At 74.7% G+C, this 17,811-nt stretch carries 18 protein-coding genes; 9 read left to right on the plus strand and 9 right to left on the minus strand.

All coding sequences use genetic code 11. The features are described from left to right. On the minus strand, positions 1 to 2,389 hold a 2,389-nt coding region (locus AB1673_12050; protein ID MEW6154706.1), incomplete at its 3' end, for a histidine kinase. Positions 2,390 to 2,549: 160 nt separating this feature from the next. Here AB1673_12050 and AB1673_12055 point away from each other — a divergent pair. After that, the gene (locus tag AB1673_12055; GenBank protein MEW6154707.1) at positions 2,550 to 3,800 is read left to right on the plus strand and encodes a MurT ligase domain-containing protein; all 1,251 of its coding nucleotides are present in this window, start codon (positions 2,550 to 2,552) and stop codon (positions 3,798 to 3,800) included. A gap of 29 nt (positions 3,801 to 3,829) precedes the next feature. Continuing rightward, positions 3,830 to 4,579 carry a glutamine amidotransferase gene (locus AB1673_12060; protein ID MEW6154708.1) on the plus strand — a complete coding sequence of 250 codons (750 nt, stop codon included), beginning with the start codon at positions 3,830 to 3,832 and terminating at the stop codon, positions 4,577 to 4,579. Positions 4,580 to 4,788: 209 nt separating this feature from the next. On the opposite strand, the gene AB1673_12065 is transcribed toward AB1673_12060, so the two are convergent. From AB1673_12065 to AB1673_12085, 5 genes are all read right to left on the minus strand, one after another. Then, positions 4,789 to 6,174, minus strand: a complete 1,386-nt coding sequence (locus AB1673_12065) for a hypothetical protein (GenBank protein MEW6154709.1) — start codon at positions 6,172 to 6,174, stop codon at positions 4,789 to 4,791. A 37-nt stretch (positions 6,175 to 6,211) separates the two neighbouring features. Beyond that, positions 6,212 to 6,772 carry a hypothetical protein gene (locus tag AB1673_12070; GenBank protein ID MEW6154710.1) on the minus strand — a complete coding sequence of 187 codons (561 nt, stop codon included), beginning with the start codon at positions 6,770 to 6,772 and terminating at the stop codon, positions 6,212 to 6,214. A gap of 199 nt (positions 6,773 to 6,971) precedes the next feature. After that, positions 6,972 to 7,481 (minus strand): HNH endonuclease, encoded by a 510-nt coding sequence (locus tag AB1673_12075; protein ID MEW6154711.1) that lies wholly within the window; start codon positions 7,479 to 7,481, stop codon positions 6,972 to 6,974. 35 nt (positions 7,482 to 7,516) lie between these two features. After that, positions 7,517 to 7,825, minus strand: coding sequence for a hypothetical protein (locus AB1673_12080; protein MEW6154712.1), 309 nt, complete (start codon positions 7,823 to 7,825; stop codon positions 7,517 to 7,519). Further along, positions 7,822 to 8,679 (minus strand): ROK family protein, encoded by an 858-nt coding sequence (locus tag AB1673_12085; protein ID MEW6154713.1) that lies wholly within the window; start codon positions 8,677 to 8,679, stop codon positions 7,822 to 7,824. Before AB1673_12085 ends, AB1673_12080 begins: the two co-directional genes overlap by 4 nt. 116 nt (positions 8,680 to 8,795) lie before the next feature. On the opposite strand from AB1673_12085, the gene AB1673_12090 reads away from it, so the two are divergent. Genes AB1673_12090 through AB1673_12100 form a run of 3 tightly spaced genes read left to right on the plus strand, consistent with a single transcriptional unit; the run spans position 8,796 to position 13,367 of the window. Further along, a complete protein-coding gene (locus AB1673_12090; GenBank protein ID MEW6154714.1) occupies positions 8,796 to 9,713 on the plus strand; it encodes an AAA family ATPase in 918 nt (305 codons plus the stop codon). 13 nt (positions 9,714 to 9,726) lie between these two features. Next, on the plus strand, positions 9,727 to 10,947 hold the full coding sequence (locus AB1673_12095) for a DUF58 domain-containing protein (GenBank protein MEW6154715.1): 1,221 nt from the start codon (positions 9,727 to 9,729) through the stop codon (positions 10,945 to 10,947). After that, on the plus strand, positions 10,944 to 13,367 hold the full coding sequence (locus AB1673_12100) for a DUF3488 and transglutaminase-like domain-containing protein (GenBank protein ID MEW6154716.1): 2,424 nt from the start codon (positions 10,944 to 10,946) through the stop codon (positions 13,365 to 13,367). The genes AB1673_12095 and AB1673_12100 overlap by 4 nt, the downstream gene beginning before the upstream one ends. Positions 13,368 to 13,401: 34 nt before the next feature. On the opposite strand, the gene AB1673_12105 is transcribed toward AB1673_12100, so the two are convergent. Further along, positions 13,402 to 13,776 carry a DUF3040 domain-containing protein gene (locus AB1673_12105; GenBank protein MEW6154717.1) on the minus strand — a complete coding sequence of 125 codons (375 nt, stop codon included), beginning with the start codon at positions 13,774 to 13,776 and terminating at the stop codon, positions 13,402 to 13,404. Between the two features lie 137 nt (positions 13,777 to 13,913). Continuing rightward, positions 13,914 to 15,173, minus strand: coding sequence for a DNA polymerase IV (locus tag AB1673_12110; GenBank protein ID MEW6154718.1), 1,260 nt, complete (start codon positions 15,171 to 15,173; stop codon positions 13,914 to 13,916). 63 nt (positions 15,174 to 15,236) lie between these two features. Between AB1673_12110 and AB1673_12115 the strand changes: the two genes are divergently transcribed. Further along, the gene (locus AB1673_12115; protein ID MEW6154719.1) at positions 15,237 to 15,734 is read left to right on the plus strand and encodes a YbaK/EbsC family protein; all 498 of its coding nucleotides are present in this window, start codon (positions 15,237 to 15,239) and stop codon (positions 15,732 to 15,734) included. Between the two features lie 4 nt (positions 15,735 to 15,738). Continuing rightward, positions 15,739 to 16,515, plus strand: a complete 777-nt coding sequence (locus AB1673_12120; protein ID MEW6154720.1) for a hypothetical protein — start codon at positions 15,739 to 15,741, stop codon at positions 16,513 to 16,515. 15 nt (positions 16,516 to 16,530) lie between these two features. Here the strand turns inward: AB1673_12120 and AB1673_12125 are convergent, their stop codons facing one another. Continuing rightward, on the minus strand, positions 16,531 to 17,256 hold the full coding sequence (locus tag AB1673_12125; GenBank protein MEW6154721.1) for a polyprenol monophosphomannose synthase: 726 nt from the start codon (positions 17,254 to 17,256) through the stop codon (positions 16,531 to 16,533). A gap of 22 nt (positions 17,257 to 17,278) precedes the next feature. On the opposite strand from AB1673_12125, the gene AB1673_12130 reads away from it, so the two are divergent. After that, entirely contained in the window at positions 17,279 to 17,557 is a 279-nt protein-coding gene (locus AB1673_12130; GenBank protein ID MEW6154722.1) for a hypothetical protein, read from the plus strand. 32 nt (positions 17,558 to 17,589) lie between these two features. Continuing rightward, on the plus strand, positions 17,590 to 17,811 hold the full coding sequence (locus tag AB1673_12135) for a hypothetical protein (GenBank protein MEW6154723.1): 222 nt from the start codon (positions 17,590 to 17,592) through the stop codon (positions 17,809 to 17,811).

A 17,811-nucleotide genomic window follows, 5' to 3' on the forward strand; every position in this document is an offset into this window, starting at 1 on the left:
CCGGGGCGGTGGCCGGGGCCGGGGCGGGCGGGGCCGGAGGGATGGGGGGCCCGAGGGGGACCCGTGCCTGCACGGCGGTGCCGCCCTCGGGCAGGCGCTCGATGGTGAAGGTCCCGCCGAGCTCGGCGGCCCGGCGGCGCATCGACGCCAGCCCCACCCCCGGGGCGTAGACCGCCGGCAGGCCGCACCCGTCGTCGGCCACCCCCAAGTCGAGACCGGCCTCGGCGGCCACCGCCAGCGTCACGTGGCAGCGCGATGCCCGGCCGTGGCGGCAGGCGTTGCTCAGGGCCTCCATCACGATGTGGAAGGCGGCCACCTCAGCGGCCGCGCTGAGCTGGCCCAGGTCGCCGTCCACGGCCACAGACACAGTGCACGCCGCCCCCTGGCCCGGCCCGGCTGGCACCGTGAAGGCGGCCGCCTGGCGGCGGATGGCACCCTCCAGGCCCAGCTCGTCGAGGGTGGCCGGCCGCAGCCCGTCGACCAGGCGACGCACGTCGGCCACCGCCCCCCGCAGCATGTCCCCCACGCGGTCGATGTCGTCGGCCGCCCGTTCGGGGTCGGCCGCCACCCGGGCGCTGGCCGCGGCCAGGGTCATGGCCCCTCCCACCAGGGTGGGGCACAGCCCGTCGTGCAGGTCGCGGTGAAGGGCCCGGCGCTCCTCCTCCCGGGCCGTGACCACGTCTTCGAGGGTGCGCTGGAGCCGGGCCCGCAACACCACGACGTGGGCGTTGACGGCCACCGTGCGGCACACCTCGTCGAGAAGGCGCCGGTCGGCCGGCCCGAAGGGTTCGGTGCCGGGACCGACGGCCAAGGCCAGCCGCCCCACCCGCTCACCCCGGTGCTCCAGGACCAGCACGGTGGGCTGGCCGATGGGCTGGCCGTAGCGGGCCGACGCCCCCACCACCCCTTCGGTGCTGTCCAGCTCGATGGCCACGTAGGGCAGGCGCAGGGCGTGGGCGAGGGTCTCGGCGACGGCCGGCAACACCTCGTCGGCCGCTCCGGTGGCCTCCAGGCGTTCTCCCAGCCGCGACACGACCTCGTAGGGGTCGTCGCGGGCGCCGTAGACGAGCCTGGTGACCCGGCGGCCCAGGGCATCGCGCACCAAGGAGACGAAGACGGCCACCAGCCCGCTGGCCACCAGGGCCGAGGTGGCCACCGGCCCCGTCACCTGGCGGCTGGCGGTCAGGAGCACCAGGAAGTACACGCCGAAGATGCCCACCGTCAGCACGGTGTAGATCAACGACCGCTTGAGCGCGACCTCGACGTCGAACAGGCGGTAGCGCAGTATTGCGCCCCCGACCACTATCGGGAACGGCAGGTAGACCATGGCCAGCCAGCGCTCGGGGATGAAGGGCCGGCCCACCACCACCGACGGGACCTGCCCAGCCGCCATGTACACGAAGGTGCAGGCCACGAACGTCACCGCCACCCACCGCATCCGGGCACGGTGTACCCCGCTGCGGGCCCGGCGGAACGACAGCACGACCACCAGGGCCAGGGCCACCGGGAAGACCCGGCTGGCCGTGTAGGACACCGACACCAGCCGTCCCAGGCGGGCCAGGTCACCCTCGGCGGCCGGCAGCAGGGCGAGCAGGTAAAGGCCGTAGAGGGCGAAAGGGCCGATGTAGGCGGCGGCCACAGCCCGGCGGTGCGCCCGGGGCGAGAGCCAGCGTGACGGGAACACGAGCAGGAAGTGGCAGATGGCCCCCCACATGACGGCCACCACGATGCGTTCGGCCAGGAAGGGGGCCAGGCCCCGGGGCCGCAGCAGGTCGGCTACCTGCACGTAGGACGCGGCCCCCGCCCCGAAGGCGATCAAGGCGGACACGCCCAGCAGCACCCGAGCGGCGTGGTCTCGTGGGCGCATCACGAACACGAACCCGGCGATGGCCATGATGACCAGCACCAGCGGGACGCTGGGTGGGTTGCCGGCGATGGCCTCCCACAGCGAGTAGTCCCGCACCACCACCTCGACGTCGACCGTCTGGCCGGCGCGCTCCACCGTGTAGGTGAGCCGGTCGCCGGGCTGGGGCCAGTCCCGGCTGCGGGGGTGGTCGCCGCCGGCCCACCGTTCGAGGGCCACGCCGTCGACGGCCGTCACGATGTCGCCCTCGCGCAGCCCGCTACCGGCGCCCTCCACCCGGGCCAGCATCACGCCCGCCTCGGTCCACGCCGGCGAGTTGGGAGCGGTCAGGGCGCCGTCGGAGGGGTCGCCCACCCGGGCCACGGCCCGCATGACGACCGGCACGGCCAGCGTGGCCAGCACGACCACGACGGCCACCACCCGCGTCCACCCCACCGCCGACCGCGGTTCGGGCGGCCCCGTCGCGACCTCGACGGGCGCGTCGTGTGGGGGGCTGGTCGCCAGTCCCCGCCGTCCCCGGGCCATCGCCACTGGCCCTCCCCGCTGCCCCCCCGCCATGGCCAGGATCGTAATTCAACGCCGGTCGGTGGAGCCGGCGTGGCTTTCGCGAAACCCGCGCGGGAATCGGGGGCGTTTCGCCCACGATCCCCGCGCGGGTTTCGTGGGGTCGGGCCGGTCCGCGACAATGGGCGTCCTCGTGGAGCTGCCGCTGAGAACCCGGCTGGCCGCCTTGTCAGGACGGCTCGCGTCCGAGCTGTCCCGGCGGGTGGGGACGGGCGCGGGGTCCAACATCGGGGGACGGGTCACCTTGGCCATCGACCCCCACGCCCTGGAACTGATGGCTGCCGGCCGGGAGGTGGCCCTGGTCTCGGGCACCAACGGCAAGACGACTACCACCCGGCTGCTGGTGGCTGCCCTCACCGGCCACGGGTCGGTGACGACCAACTCGTCGGGGTCCAACCTGCTCTCGGGCCTGGTGGCCTCCCTGGCCGGGGGCAGCCAGACCAAGTTCGCCGCCCTGGAGGTGGACGAGGGGCTGCTGGCCCGGGCCGTATCGGCCGTGGAGCCGGCCGTCGTCGTGCTGCTCAACCTCAGCCGCGACCAGCTCGACCGCGTCGGAGAGGTACGCCTGCACGCCGAGGCCTGGCGGCGGGCCATCGACGGCGTGCCCGCCACCCGGGTGGTGGCCAATGCCGACGACCCCCTGGTGGCCTGGGCCGCCCAGGCCGCCCGCATGGTCACCTGGGTCGGGACCGGCCACCGGTGGCGGGCCGACGCCGGGACGTGCCCGGCGTGCGGCAACCGGGTGAGCTGGGACGGCGAGGGCGACCACTGGGCGTGCGTGGCCTGCGGGTTCTCCCGCTGCCCGCCCGAACTGTGGCTCGACGGCGACGACCTGGTGACGGCCTCCGGCGAACGCCACCGGCTCCACCTGGAACTGCCCGGCTGGTGCAACCGGGCCAACGCCGCCATGGCCGCGGCTGCGGCCCTGGGCCTGGGCGTCCGCCTCGACCGGGCCCTGCCCGCCATGACGGCCGTGCAGACCATCGCCGGCCGCTACGAGACGGTTGCCCTCGACGATGCCAAGGTCCGCCTGCTGCTGGCCAAGAACCCGGCGGGCTGGGCCGAGACCCTCGACATGATCCGCCCGTCCCCGGTACCCGTGGTCGTGGGGATCAACGCCCGGGTGGCCGACGGCCACGACCCGTCGTGGCTGTGGGACGTCCCCTTCGAGCGGCTCCGGGGCCGCCTGGTCGTGGCCACCGGCGAGCGCGCCCTCGACCTGGCCGTCCGCCTGCGCTACGCCGAGGTCGAGCACACGGTGGTCATGGGCTACCGGCGGGCCGTGAAGGCGGCCAACGGCTCGCCCGACGTCGACCTCGTGGCCAACTACACGTCGTTCCAGGACGCCCGTGCGGAGCTGCGGGCGGCGTGAGACGCCGGGGCCCCGGGTAGCGTCCTGCTATGACGGCACAGGCGGTGTCGATCGCTCTGCTCTACCCCGAGCTGCTCGGCACCTACGGGGACGGCGGCAACGCGGTGGTGCTGGCCCAGCGGCTGCGGTGGCGGGCCATCGAGGCCGAGGTGGTCGACGTGACCGCCGGCGAACCCGTGCCGACATCCTGTGACATCTACCTCATGGGGGGCGGGGAGGACGGGCCCCAAGCCCTGGCCGTGCGCGAGCTCAGGGCTGGGCGGGCGCTGGCCCGGGCCGTCGAGGGGGGCGCCGCCGTGCTGGCCGTGTGCGCCGGCTACCAGCTGCTGGGCCGCCAGTTCATCGGCCCCGACGGGCGGCCCCACACTGGCCTCGGCCTGCTGGACTGCTCGACCGACCGGGGGCCCGGGGCCCGGCGGGTGGGCGAACTGGTCGTCGAACCGGCCGCCGATCTCGGCCTGCCCACGCTCACGGGGTACGAGAACCACGCGGGAGTGACCCGCCTGGGCCCCGGCGTCCAGCCCCTGGGCCACGTGGTCGTCGGCCGGGGCAACGACCACGGCGACGGCAGCGAGGGTGCCATCGCCGGCCGGGTGGTCGGCACGTACCTCCACGGGCCGGTGCTGGCCCGCAACCCGGCGTTCGCCGACCTGCTCCTGTCATGGGTGGCCGGGCCCCTCGACCCCCTCGACGAGCCCGAGGTCGACGCCCTCCGCGACGAACGCATCACCACCGCCCGCCGCAGCCACCCGATCGCCGCCCGCCGCGCCCGCGTGTAGTGCCTCCACGGTCAAGGTTGGGCTCGTTCCTCGCCCCGGGTTCGGTTGGCCCGGGCCCACTGGCCAGGGTTGCGGGCGCCAGGCAACGGGCGGCACGGGGCGGGCACGGAGCCGACGGGGGCGGGCCGATCGCGCCGTTCTATAGCGGCTGCAAGGGTCGGCCGCTATAGAACGGAGTGCCGGGTACGTATGACGCCAGCCTCTCAGTCTCAGGCGGTCGCCGTCCTGCGGGCCATCCGGTAGTCGAGAACCAGGAACGGCAGCCCGAACAGCGAGAAGGCGTGCTCGGCCCGCAGCCCGCCGTCGCGGCCTACGAACACGTCAAGCCGCTCGGCGAAGCCTTGCACCGCCAGCGCCGTCAGTTCGCCGGGGCCGGGGCCGGGCCCTGGGCCTGGGCTGGTCGCCGTCAGGTAGTGGCCGGGATGGTCGAGGGAGCTGCGGCTCGACAGCACCAGCCCGCCCCCGCGCCGGGCCGAAGGCACCAACGTGGCCGTGAAGGCGGCATGGGGCAGTGGGAAGCCCACGCTCACGTAGCCCCGGCCCTCGTGGCGGTAGGTCGTGTAGATGCCGACGTAGATGGGCTCGCCAGTCCCTGCGTACGAGCGCACCCAGCCTCGTACGTCGGGCACGCCGTCGCCGTCGGTGTCGATGGTGTCGATACGGCTGTGGACCCCCCGCTGGGCCTCCCGCTGGTTCATCGGTACGTTGGCCTGACCCAGCGGCCGGGCGACCAGCGTTCGGTAGAGCAGGTAGCCGGGCCGGGCCCACGCTCTCCAACGGGGGACCACGTCGAGGGTGAACCGGGTGGTGTGCTCGTAGAACTCCCGCACTCTCGGGTCGACCTCCGTTGGGTCGAACCCGGGCCCGGCCAGGTCGTCGAGGGAAGCCACGATCCCCACGTCTTCGACGTCCCGGCGGTAATCGCCGCCGAGGACCGCTGCCAGGTCCCGCACGTAGTCGGTGCCGACGAAACCCGACCGCGCTTCGAGGGGCACGACGAAGGGCAAGTCGGTCGGACTGACCTTCTCGGCCAGCAGGGCGACCTGGGCGTCGCGGAACATGGCCGCCGACAGCGCCCGGTAGGCGACCACCGTGACGGCCGCCGCCACCGGAGGCGGGCTGTCGGGCAACGCCCGGCCCATGGCCCACCCGAACAGCGGCCCAAGCACGACCTTCTGAGGACGCAGGCCCGCGGCCCCGGCCACCGCCCCCGCCCCGATGGCCACGGCCCGGGCCCCGGCGCCGGCCCGGCCCGCGAGCCAGCCCACGGGCGCGGCCAGGGCCCCGCTGTACGCAATGCGGTGCCACAAGGCAGGGATCTCGCCGGGCCGCTGGCGCCGCCGGGCGGCCACCTCGGAGGCCGACAGCAGGGCGGCACCGACCGCCGCCCCGACGAGGCCCGCCCCCCGGCCCCGGTGGCCGGCCAGGCAGGCCCCGGCTGCCCCGCCCACGGCCGCTGCGAAACCCAGCCCCGCGCCGTCTACCGATCGCCCCCGGCCCCGGTCGCCTTCCCGGCCCCGGCCCCGGCCCCGGTCGCCGTACCCGGCCCCGTCCCGGTCGCCATGGGCCCTCGCCGGTGGCCCGGAGGACCTCATGACCAAACCCGCGCGGGAGTCGGGGGGCCGGGGCACCTCACCTCGTCGAGAGGGCGTCGAGGAAGGCGGTCTCCAGGGCGGGGCCGACAGGGCCCAGGCCGCGGGCGACGTCGGCCAGGGCTTCGGGCGGGACCCCCACGGCGTCGGCCGTAGCGAGCGCGTCCCAGTGGAGCAGGGCGGCGCACTGGAACAGGGCGCCGGAGCGGGCGCGCCGTTGGCTGATGCCGACCACCTTGCGGCCGCCGGCCGTCACCTCGCCGGGGCCGAGACCCGCGAAGCACACGGCCGCCGACCACGGGGTACGCACCAGGGGGCCGGTGTGAACCGCCACCTCCCCGACCCCCAGCGCCCCCAGGGCGCCGGCCCACACGTGGCCCAGCCAACCGAAGGCCCGGCCCACGTCGCGGTCCCACCGCACGTCCCCGGCGGGCACGAACACGTCGGCCCACACCACCGCGCCGGGACGGAGCAGCACGGCCCCTCCCCCGCTGCGGCGCCGCACGACGTCCAGGTCCCCCGAGCACGAGCCCGGCCCCGCGGGCACGGCCTGGGTGCTGCCCAGCACCAGGGCGGACTGCGTCACCTCGAGGAACCACACGGCTGGTCCGGTACCGGCCGGGGGCCACGGTCGGTGGAGCAGCTCGTGGGCCGTCCCCCCCAGCCGCCGGACGGCCCACCGACCGGCCCGACCCGCCAACCAGGAGTAGCCGACCGGCGAGGGCCGCCCCCCTGGGCCCTCGCCCGGCCGAACTACCAAAGAGTTCGGCGGGGCCGGGCCGAACTCCTCCCCGGTCGGCTCACGCCGACAGGGCGTCGGCCCCTTGGAGGTACGGCTCCCAGTGGGGGTGGACGGTCCCGACGGCCACGATGATCCACGTCAGCTCCTTGGGCGCGGTCGGCCGCCGCCGCAGGGCGAACCCGACCTCGTGGAGGTAGCGGTCCTCCTTGCGGGTGTTGCACGGCCGGCAGGCGGCGACCACGTTCTCCCACACGTGCTGGCCGCCCCGGCTGCGGGGGATGACGTGGTCGATGTTCTCGGCCGGCACCCCGCAGTACTGGCAGCGGCCCCCGTCGCGGGCGAACACGGCCCGGCGGTTGAGGGCAGCCCGGGCCCGGAACGGCACCTTGACGAAGTACGTCAGGCGGATGACCGAGGGCACCGCGAACTCCTGGCGCTCGGAGTGGAGCACCCGGTCAGCCGTGTGCAGCACCTCGGCCTTCTCCTTCAGGACCAGCACGACCGCCCGCCGGACGGACACCACGCAGAGGGGCTCGTAGGAGGCGTTGAGCACCAGTGCCTTGGACACCTTCTCCCGCCCTCAGGCCCCTGCTGGTGGAACGTTCATCGAGCCCGAGGGTAGCGCAGGAGGTCCTGTTCGCGGCACCATTGCAGCCACCCGACCACGTCGGACGCCGTGGGGACGGCCCCCCCGTCGCCATAGGCCGTCTTCATCCGGAACTGCAGCCATTCTGGCCCGGGCCTCGGCACCGGAGGCCACCGCCGCCACCACCCGGGAGGGGCCAGCCGGCCCACTTGCACGGCAGCCGTAGGCCACAGCCGGGGCCGCACGGCCACGGCCACCACCACCCGGGCCCAGGCCCCCCACGGCTCCCGCCCGCCCTTCGGAGCAACCGGCCTCGGGCCGGTCACAGCCGGCCCAGTCCTCGCCAGCCGACGGCTCCGGCCCCGACCAGGGGGCCGTCGGAGCCGAGGCCCACGGGGACGATGCGGGTGTGGCGGGAGAAATCCAGTCGGGACCGTTGCTCCAACTCCCGCTGGGCGGCCACGAAGAAGGGGCCGCCGAAGCCGAGGGCCACCGACCCACCCACGACAGCCAGTTGCAGGTCGAGCAGGTTGGCCACCGAGGCCACGGCCCGGCCCACCAGGCGGCCGGTGCGGGCCACCACGTCGGGGCCGGCGTCCTCGGGCGGGCGCCCGGTGGACGCCGCGATCGACGGGCCCGAAGCCTCGGCCTCCAGGCACCCGCGGCCCCCGCAGGCGCACGGGCGCCCGTCGGGTTCGACGACCACATGGCCGATGTGGCCGGCGTTGCCCGCCCGGCCGTCGAGCAGCCGCCCGTCGAGGACCACCCCGCCGCCTACCCCCGTGGAGACCACCATGGCGATGAAGTTGCGGTGGCCAGCGGCCGCCCCCCGCCACCCCTCCCCCAAGGCCAGCGCCTTGGCGTCGTTGTCGACGAACGTGGGCAGCCCGGTGGCCTCGGCCAGCCGTCGGCGCAGTGGGAACCCGCGCCACGCGGCGATGTTGAGCGGTGAGACCTCTTCGCCCCCCGGGCCCATCGGCCCGCCGCAGCCCACGCCGCACACGACGACCTCGCCGTCGCCCCCCACGGCCTCCACCACGGCCATGAGGACCGAGAACAGGCGCTCGGGGCTGTCCCCGCCCGAGGCAGTGGGCGCCGTCGCCCTGGCGACCAGTTCCCCCTCGGCGGTCACCAGGCCGGCGGCCAGCTTGGTGCCTCCCACGTCGATCGCCAGGGCCACGTCTATGGCTGTGACCCTAACGGGGGGACGCGATCGCTACCCTTGCGGGCATCACCGCGCCTCGCCCCCGCTCCGCCGCACCCCCCGTCGAGTCGTTCGCTGACGGGTTCGAGGCCATCGCCCGCAACGTGGCCACGGTCATCCAGGGCAAGGACGAGCCCATCCGCCTCGCCCTGGTGTGCCTGCTGGCCGAAGGACATCTGCTGATCGAGGACGTCCCCGGCGTGGGCAAGACGAGCCTGGCCAAGGCGCTGGCCGCCAGCCTGGGGTGCTCGTGGGGACGGGTGCAGTTCACGCCCGACCTGCTCCCCTCGGACGTGACGGGGGTGACGGTCTACAACCGCCACTCGGGAACGTTCGAGTTCCGCCCGGGGGGCATCTTCGCCAACATCGTGCTGGGCGACGAGATCAACCGGGCCTCCCCCAAGACCCAGTCGGCGCTGCTGGAGGCCATGGAGGAACGCCAGGTCACAGTCGACCGCACGACCTACCCGCTGGCCTCGCCGTTCATGGTCATCGCCACCCAGAACCCCGTGGAGCACGAGGGCACCTACCCCCTGCCCGAGAGCCAGCTCGACCGGTTCCTCATGCGCATCGCCATGGGTTACCCCGGGCGGGCCGCGGAGATCGCCATCCTCGACACCCATGCGGGCGGCTCTACCGCCGTCCACACCCCGCCGCCGGTGGCCAACGAGGCCGACGTCCAGGCCATGATCGCCACCGCCCAGGCCGTGCACGTGGCCCCCAGCCTCAAGGGCTACATCGTCGACGTGGCCGAGGCCACCCGGCGCCGCAGCGAGCTGGCCCTCGGGGTCTCGCCCCGGGCCGCCCTGGGGCTTCTGCGGGCCGCCCGGGCCCGGGCCGCGGCCCTGGGCCGGGAGTATGTCGTCCCCGACGACATCAAGGCCCTGGCCGGGCCCGTCCTCGAGCACCGCCTGGCCCTGACACCCGAGGCCCACCTGCGGGGGGCGGGACGCGAGGAAGTCCTGGCCGAGGTGCTGGCCACCGTCGCCGTCCCCACCCGATCGGCCTGACCAGGCGGCTGGTTTGCTGACCCGCCGGGGCTGGGCGCTGGTCACGGGCTCGGTGGCCCTGGCCGCCGCCGGCCGGACGCTGGGCGTGCTGGAACTGTTCGTGCTGGCCGCCGGCGGCATCGGCCTGTTGGTGGTGGCCGTGGTCTCGGTGCTCCTGCAAGGCCGGGTCTCCCTCGACGGGGCCCGCCGCCTCGTCCCCGCCCGGGCGCACGCCGGCGGGGAGGCCAGGGTCGAGCTCGAGGTCCGCAACGAGGGGGGCCGGCCGACACCGGTCGTGACCCTGCGCGACCAGGTCGTCCCCGAGCGGGGCGGCGGGACGGCCCCCGCCCGCCAGGCCCGCTTCCACGTCGCGCCCCTGGCCCCCGGGGAGAGCAACCGGGCGGCCTACCGGCTGGGCGCCGAACGCCGGGGGGTCTTCCTCGTGGGGCCCCTGGAGGCGGTGGTCAGCGACCCCTTCGGGCTGGTCTCGGTACGTTCGCAAGCGGCGCCCACGACCGAGCTCACGGTTTACCCGCGCGTGGAGGTGGTGCCGCCCCCGCCCCGGACCACGGGCCACGACCCCCGATCCGGGGGCGGGCACGCCAGCCACCTGGGGTCGGGCGACGAGTTCTACGGCCTGCGGGCCTACGAGGTGGGCGACGACCTGCGCCAGGTGCACTGGCCCTCGACGGCCCGCCAGGACGACCTGATGATCCGCCAGCAGGAACTTCCCTGGCAGGGACGTTCCACCATCCTGCTCGACGTACGGGCGGGGGCCCACACCCCGGAGTCGTTCGAGACGGCCGTGTCGGTCGCCGCCAGCGTGCTCACGGCCTGCTGGCAGCGCGACAGCCAGGTCCGCCTGCTCACCACCGACGGCCTCGACTCGGGCTTCGGCGCCGGGCCCCACCACCTCCAGGCGGCCATGGAGCACCTGGCCGTCGTCGGGCCCGGCCCCGACCAGCTCGGGTCGCTGGTGGCGGCCATGCGCCGGCGGCCTACTGGGGCCCTGGTGGCGGTGACGACCTCGGCCCCGGCCGCGGCCGCCGTCGAGAGGCTGACCGCCACCCCCGGTTTCGGGTGGCGCGCCCTGGTCGTCATCGCCCGCGCCCCGGGCGAACGCCGGCCCCCGCCCCCCGGGGCCGTGGCCGTACGGGTCGACCCCGGCCGGTCGTTCGCGGACGCCTGGTCACGGGCCGTGGCCATCCCCTCGGCCGCCGCCGCCGGCCCAGGCCCAGGAGGGCCGGGCCGGTGACGGCCACCCGGAGGCCGTCGTGGGGCGACACGGCCGCGGTTGCCCGCCCGCCTGCGGCCGAGGCCGAGGACTACCCCCTCCCCGACCGGGCCCGCCCCCCGGGCCCAACCCCCGGCGGCGGCAGCGGCCGGCCGGGTGCTCCCCCGGCGGGCCCGGTGGGCACATCTCTGGCCGCGGAGATCGCCCTGGTGTGCGTGACCGCGGCGGCCGCCCTGGGCCTGGCCCGGCTGTTCGCCGGGTGGTCGTTCGCCGGGCCGGTGCTGGTGGCGGTGGTGGGCAGCCATGCCGTGGCCTGGATGTGCCGGCGCCAGGGGCTGGGCCTGCTGGCCTCGGCCGGAGCTTCGCTGGCCGGCCTCGTGCTGGCCGTCACGTGGCTGGTCGAGCCCCAGACGACCCGCTGGCTGCTGCCCACGTGGGAGACGTGGAGAGCCGCCCTCGACGACTTGTCGATCGCCTGGGAACGGTTCGGGGAGGTGAAGGCGCCCACCCAGGCCCTGCCCGGGTTCGTGCTGGCGGCGGTAGCCGGGGCGTGGGCCGCCGCCGCCACCAGCGACTTCTTCGCCTTCCGTATGCGGGCCCGGTTCGAGGCCATGGCCCCCGCCTTCACGCTGTTCGTGTTCGGTTCCATCTTGGGGGCTGGCGGGTGGCGGGTCCCGGCCACGGGCGCCTACCTGGCCGCCCTGCTGGCGTTCGTCCTGCTCAGCGAGACCAGCCGCCAGTCCCGGGCGGCGGCGTGGTTCGCAGGCCGCAGCCGGGAGGGGGACCGGGCCCTGCTGCGGCGGGGAGCGGTACTGGGGACGATGGCCGTGGCCGTGGGCGTGCTGGTCGGGCCCCACCTGCCGGGTGTGGGCAGCGCGGGGCTCGTCAACCTGGGTGACGGCGGCGACGGGGGGGCGCGGTCGCGCACCACCGTGAGCCCCCTGGTCGACATCCGGGGACGGCTCGTCGACCAGCGGGACGACGAGATGTTCACGGTCGCCGCCGCCAGCGCGCACTACTGGCGGCTCACGTCGCTGGAGCGCTTCGACGGCACGATCTGGTCGTCGCTCGGCACGTACCAGCCGGCCCGCGGCAGCCTTCCTGGGGCCGGCCCCGGCCGCAGCGTCACCCAGCAGTACACGATCGCCTCCCTGGGGACCATCTGGCTGCCGGCCGCCTACCGCCCGGCCCGGGTGACGGGGGTGGCGGGGCCTCGGTTCGACCGGGACTCGGGCAGCCTGCTGGCCGACGGCGCGGCGGCCGACAACGCCGTCTACGAGGTCATCTCCACCGTCCCCGACCTGACGGCCGCCCAACTGGCGGGGGCGTCGTCGGACATCCCGTCGTCGGTGCGCGACGACTACCTCGGCCTGCCCGACAACTTCCCGCCCAGCGTCGCCCGGGAGGCCGAACGGGTCACCGGGGGCACGGCCAACCCCTACGAGAAGGCCAGGCGCCTGCAGGACTTCTTCCGGGAGACGGGCGGGTTCACGTACAGCCTCGACGTCGAGCCGGGCCACGGCGCCCAGGCCATCGAACGCTTCCTGTTCGACACCCGCAGCGGCTACTGCGAACAGTTCGCGGGGACGTTCGCAGCCATGGCCCGGGCCGTGGGGCTGCCCGCCCGGGTGGCGGTCGGCTTCGTGCCTGGCACCCGCCTGCCCGACGGCAGCTTCCTGGTGGCCGGGCGCGATGCCCACGCCTGGCCCGAGGTGTACCTGGGCGGGTTCGGCTGGGTGGCCTTCGAGCCCACCCCCGGCCCGGGACGCAACGCCCCCGGCACCGAGGCTTACACGGGCATCGGCGAGACCCCCGCCGGTCCTCAGGAGAGCGGGACGGCCACGACCACGACCACCCCGACCACCGTTGCCGGCGGGCCGGCTGACGTGCCCGAGGACGAACAGGAGGTCGACGCCGAGTCGGGAGCAGCGCCCGAGGGCAACGAGGGGACCAGCGGGCTGCGGCGCCTGGCCCTGGCCTTGGCCTTGGCCCTGGCCCTGGCCGCCTACGCCGTGGGCATCCCCGCCGCTCGGCGGGCCGTGCGGGCCGGCCGCCGGCGGCGGGCCTCGGGGCCCAGCGAGCAGGTCATGGCCGCATGGCAGGAGGCCGAGGAGTCCCTCGCCTTGGCCGGCCATCCCCGGAGGGCGAGCGAGACGCCGCCCGAGTTCGCCCGCCGCTCGGCCCCCGTCGTACGCGATGCCGGCGCCCGGCTGGCCCGCCTGGCCGAGGAGACGACGGTCGCCGGGTTCTCGGTCCGGGGCCCCGACGAGGGCTCGGTGAGCGAGGCACGGGCGGCGGCCGTGGCCGTGAGCACCGAACTGCGGTCCCAGGCGGGCATCCTGCGCCGGGCTCGCTGGGAGCTCGACCCCCGGCCCCTGGTCAAGGCCCTACGGAAGACAATCAAAGACCGCCAGAGCCCACACCGGCACGTAGGGGTCTAACCCGCTCACCCCTACCACCCGAGGTTGTGGGCGGCTAATCCTCTTTCTTGAACCGCTTGCGCAGCTTGTTGCCGGTGTCGCCCAGCGTGTCGCGGAAGTTGGAGGCCTTCACGCTCTCGGACACCTGCTTCCAGCCTGCTTTGCCCATGCGGCGCAGGTTGCGCTCGAAGACGAAGGCACAGCCCAGCATGACCAGGAACCCGGCGAACCCGAGGAGCAGGTTGTAGGCGAACGAGCTGATGAGCAGGGCGAACCCGGCTATGAAGCCCAGGGCAGCCCACTTGAGGTTGCGCCCGGCGTGGCGGTAGACGGTGGTCTTCGCTACCTCGCGTGCGAAAGCGGGGTCGCTCTCGTAGAACGACTGCTCGATTTCGTGGAGGATCCGCTGCTCGTCCTCGGAAAGCGGCACTTCTAGCCCCTCATGGTCCTGCTCGCTGGCTCGGCTCCAGACTCTCTAGGGCAATCTTCGCACAGCACGCAAGGGTCAACAACGCGCGGGGCCAATACTTCCCGGCGGGCGGCCGTGGGCCGGGCTCCGAGCGGGTCTCATCCCGGTCCCCACTGCTGGTCACCGAGGCGCCGCAGGCGCAGTTCGGAGCCGTCGAGCAGGGCGGCCGGGCCCACGGCCGCCTCCCCGAAGCGCTTCCTCACCTCGTCGACCGCCCGGCCCACTCCCTCCCAGGTAGTGGCGCCTTCGCCGGGCACCGGGGCCAGGTCAAGCTGGACGGCCGGCCGCGGCTCCAAGTTGGAGGCGCTCACCCCGAGCAGGCGCACGCCCGGCGAAGGGTCGACCCCGCCCAGCAGCCCCCGGGCCAGGGCGGCCAGTTCCTGGCCGGTGGCCACGGCCTGGGGAACGGTCTTGGACCGGGTGATGGTCCGAAAGTCGGCGAACCGCACCTTCAGCGTCACCGTCCGCCCGGCCACGCCCCCAGCCCGCAGCCGGGCCGCGACCGCGTCGCTCAGGCGCACGAGCTCCCGCTCGAGGGGCGGGCGGTCGTGGTGGTCGGTGGCGTAGGTCTCCTCGTGGCCGACCGACTTGGCCTCCCGGCCGGGCACCACCGGCCGTGGGTCACGGGCCCAGGCCAGGTCGTGGAGATGACGGCCGTGGGCCTGGCCCAGGGCCCCCACCACCGTCTCGAGGGGCAGGGCGGCCAGGTCGCCCACCGTCTCGACGCCGAACCGAGCCAGCCGGCGCAGTGTGGCCGGGCCCACGCCCCACAGGGACCTCACCGGGAGGGGGTGCAGGAAGCCCAACTCCTCGCCCCGGGCCACGACCACCACCCCCGGTCCCGCACGGGTGCCCCGCCGGTCGGCGACCGGCTTGGCCGCCTCCGAAGCCAACTTGGCCAACATCTTGACCGGGGCAACCCCCACCGACGCCCACAGCCCGAGCTCGTCGTGCACCCGGCGGCGCAGGTCACGGGCAATCTCCTCGGGCTCGCCCAGCAGGCGGCGGGCGCCCGAGACGTCGAGGAAGGCCTCGTCGAGGGCTATCCCCTCCACCAGCGGTGTCACCGACTGGAAGATCTCGTGGAGACGCCTGCTGTAGTCGGCGTAGAGGGCGTAGCGGCCGGCCACGAACACGGCGTGGGGGCACAGGCGCCGGGCCTGGGCCGACGGCATGGCCGAGCTGACGCCGTAGGCCCGGGCCTCGTAGGAGGCGGCCGCCACCACGCCTCGGGGCCCGGCCCCGCCCACGATCAGCGGGCGGCCGGCCAAGGCGGGGTCGACCAGCACCTCCACGGCCGCGTAGAAGGCGTCGAGGTCGACATGGAGGATGCCGGCAGGGCCCAACCCCGGAGCCACGGCCCCCAGTGTGCCAGCCCAGTGTGCCAGCATGGCGGGGGGCGGCGTAGAGGGTCGGGGGACATGCACCGGAACGTGCGGCAGGTCGTCGAAGCAGGCAAGGCGCTGGGCGTGGACGTGCACGCGCGCGAGTTCTCGTCCACCACCAGGACGGCGTCGGACGCGGCCGAGGCCATCGGCGTCGAACTGGGCCAGATCATCAAGTCGCTGGTCTTCGGCGTCGGGAGCGGGGCGGGCGACATCGGAGGAGCCGACGAGATCGTCGTAGCCCTGGTCAGCGGCGAGAACCTGCTCGACGAGCACAAGCTGGCGGCCGCGGCGGGGGCCGACGAGGCATGGCGCGAGGACGCTGACACCGTGCGGGAGACGACCGGTTACCCGGTCGGCGGCGTACCCCCGTTCGGCCACCGTGAGCCATTGCGCGTGTTCGTCGACCAGGATCTGCTGGACTATGACGAACTGTGGGCTGCCGCAGGCACGCCCCACGTCAACTTCCCGATAACCCCCAACGCCCTGTTGAGGGCTACCGGGGGGACCATCTGCGATCTGGCCAGGAGGTAAGGAAATGGGCACTCTTCCGGAGTGGTGGACTCTCCCCTACCCCGAGGTGACCTCTACCGAGGCAGCCGCGGGCTACATCGACACCATCGGTGGCGCGCTATCGCGCCGCCAGGAGAACGGCGAGTGGGTGCTCTCGACGGGGCCCCAGGAGATGATCCGGGCCGCCACTGAGGCCGAGCTCGACACCTTCGTGCTCGGTTTCGCGCTGGCCCACCTCATCTGCGAGCGCCATGGCCCCATCGCCCGCACCCAGCCGACCGCCCAGCCCGAAGCCGCACAGGCGGCGGCGGCCGCCGCGACGGCCGCCGCCGGGGCCACCGCCATGGCTGAGGACCCCGGGACCGGGGACGCCGGGGACGGGCCATCCGCGGCTCTCACCCTCGTCCCGCCGGCCGGCGACGAAGAAGCCGGCGAGGACGAGGCCGGCGTGGAGGAGGCCGGCGTGGAGGAGGCCGGCGAGCTAACCGCGGTGGGCGAGGACCTCGCACCCGCGGAGGATGTCGCAGCTTCCGAGACCGCGTCGGACGAAGACGCCGCCGCGGCCGAGAGCGCCGCCTTATGGGGATCGCGCGACGACGAGGCCCGGTGGGGGGACAGCACCGACGACGGAGCAGGCCCGATGGCCGCCCAGGCCGGCGAGACCGAGAACGCGGGCCCCGACTACGACCTTCCCGACCGCGACGAGGCCGAAGACCGCGACGACGAACCGGGCCCGGCCCAGGCCCGGGCCGCGGCCGTCACCGCCCCCCAGAGCTCGCGGCGACGCCGGCGCCGGCGCTGATGAGGGAGGCCGCAGTTAGCGCGGGCGGCGGCGCGACACCCGGTCTCGCAGGCCCCACCACGTCACGAGCGTGAGGGCCTCGCCGATGATGCGGCTCGACATCTTCGAGTTCCCGCGCTCCCGGTCGCGGAACTCGATGGGGCGCTCGGCGATGGTGCCCCCCAGGCGGGCCACGCGGTAGGCCATCTCGATCTGGAAGCCGTAGCCGTCCGCCCTGACCTGGTCGAGGTCGACGCGCCGCAGCAGGTCGGCCCGGTAGGCCCGGAACCCCGACGTCGAGTCCTTGACCCGTAGCTTGAGGGCCCAGGCGGCGTAGCGGTTGCCCCAGCGCGACAGCGAGCGCCGGTGGATGGGCCAGTGGGGGATGGAGCCGCCGGGGACGTAACGCGACCCGATGGCCAGGTCGGCACCGTCCTCCACGGCCTGGAGGAGCGACGGGAGGGCCGAGGGGTCGTGGGAAAGGTCGGAGTCCATCTCCACCAGCACCTCGTAGCCCAGCTCGAGGCCCTCACGGAACCCATCCCGGTAGGCGCTGCCCAGGCCCGACTTGGCGGGACGGATGCGCACGTCCACGCTCCCCAGCTCGTGGGCCGCGGCCTTGGCGATGTCGGCCGTGCCGTCGGGGCTCGAATCGTCCACCACCAACACGTCGGCGTCGGGTACGGCGGCCCGTAGGCGGCGCAGCACCTCGGCGATGTTGTCCGCCTCTTGGTAGGTCGGCAGCACCACCAGCGTTCGCACTCTCACAGCCTACGATCTCCTCGTGGTCGATGACCCGAACCCGCCGCCTCCGGGCCCCTCCGCCCTGCCCTCGGTCAAGGCGCGGGCGGTGGCGTTCGTGGCCATCCTGGTAGCCGGCCTGTGCGGCCTGCTCATCGGGAAGGCCCTGGTCGACGTGCAGTGCACCGGTGACTGCACGGTGGCCGCCGGCCTCGGCGCCCTGGTCGGGGGCGTCATGGCCGCCGGCGGGGTGGCCATCGTGGCCGTGCTGGTCCTGCGAGCCATGGGTGAATGGAAGGCCAAGGGCGCCACCCGCTCCTGACATCCCCAACAACTGGTGTTAGGCTTTCCCAAGTGGGGAGCTATGGGGTTCCTATCTCCGAGATGACCCGGGTGTGCTGGGTGAGGGTCGAGGTCGGTGACGGCGGGCCCGTGTGCCACGTCGTGGGCACGCACCGGCGCCGGGTGGCCACCTGCCCCGTCCCCCTCGCGGTGGCCACGGCCCTCATGGCTCGGGGTGTGCCGTCGGTCGTACGTCATCGCCCTCTACATCGGCGCCAACTGGCCGAGACCTGA

This window comes from Actinomycetota bacterium (assembly GCA_040754375.1).
Taxonomy (GTDB): domain Bacteria; phylum Actinomycetota; class Acidimicrobiia; order Acidimicrobiales; family AC-14; genus JBFMCT01.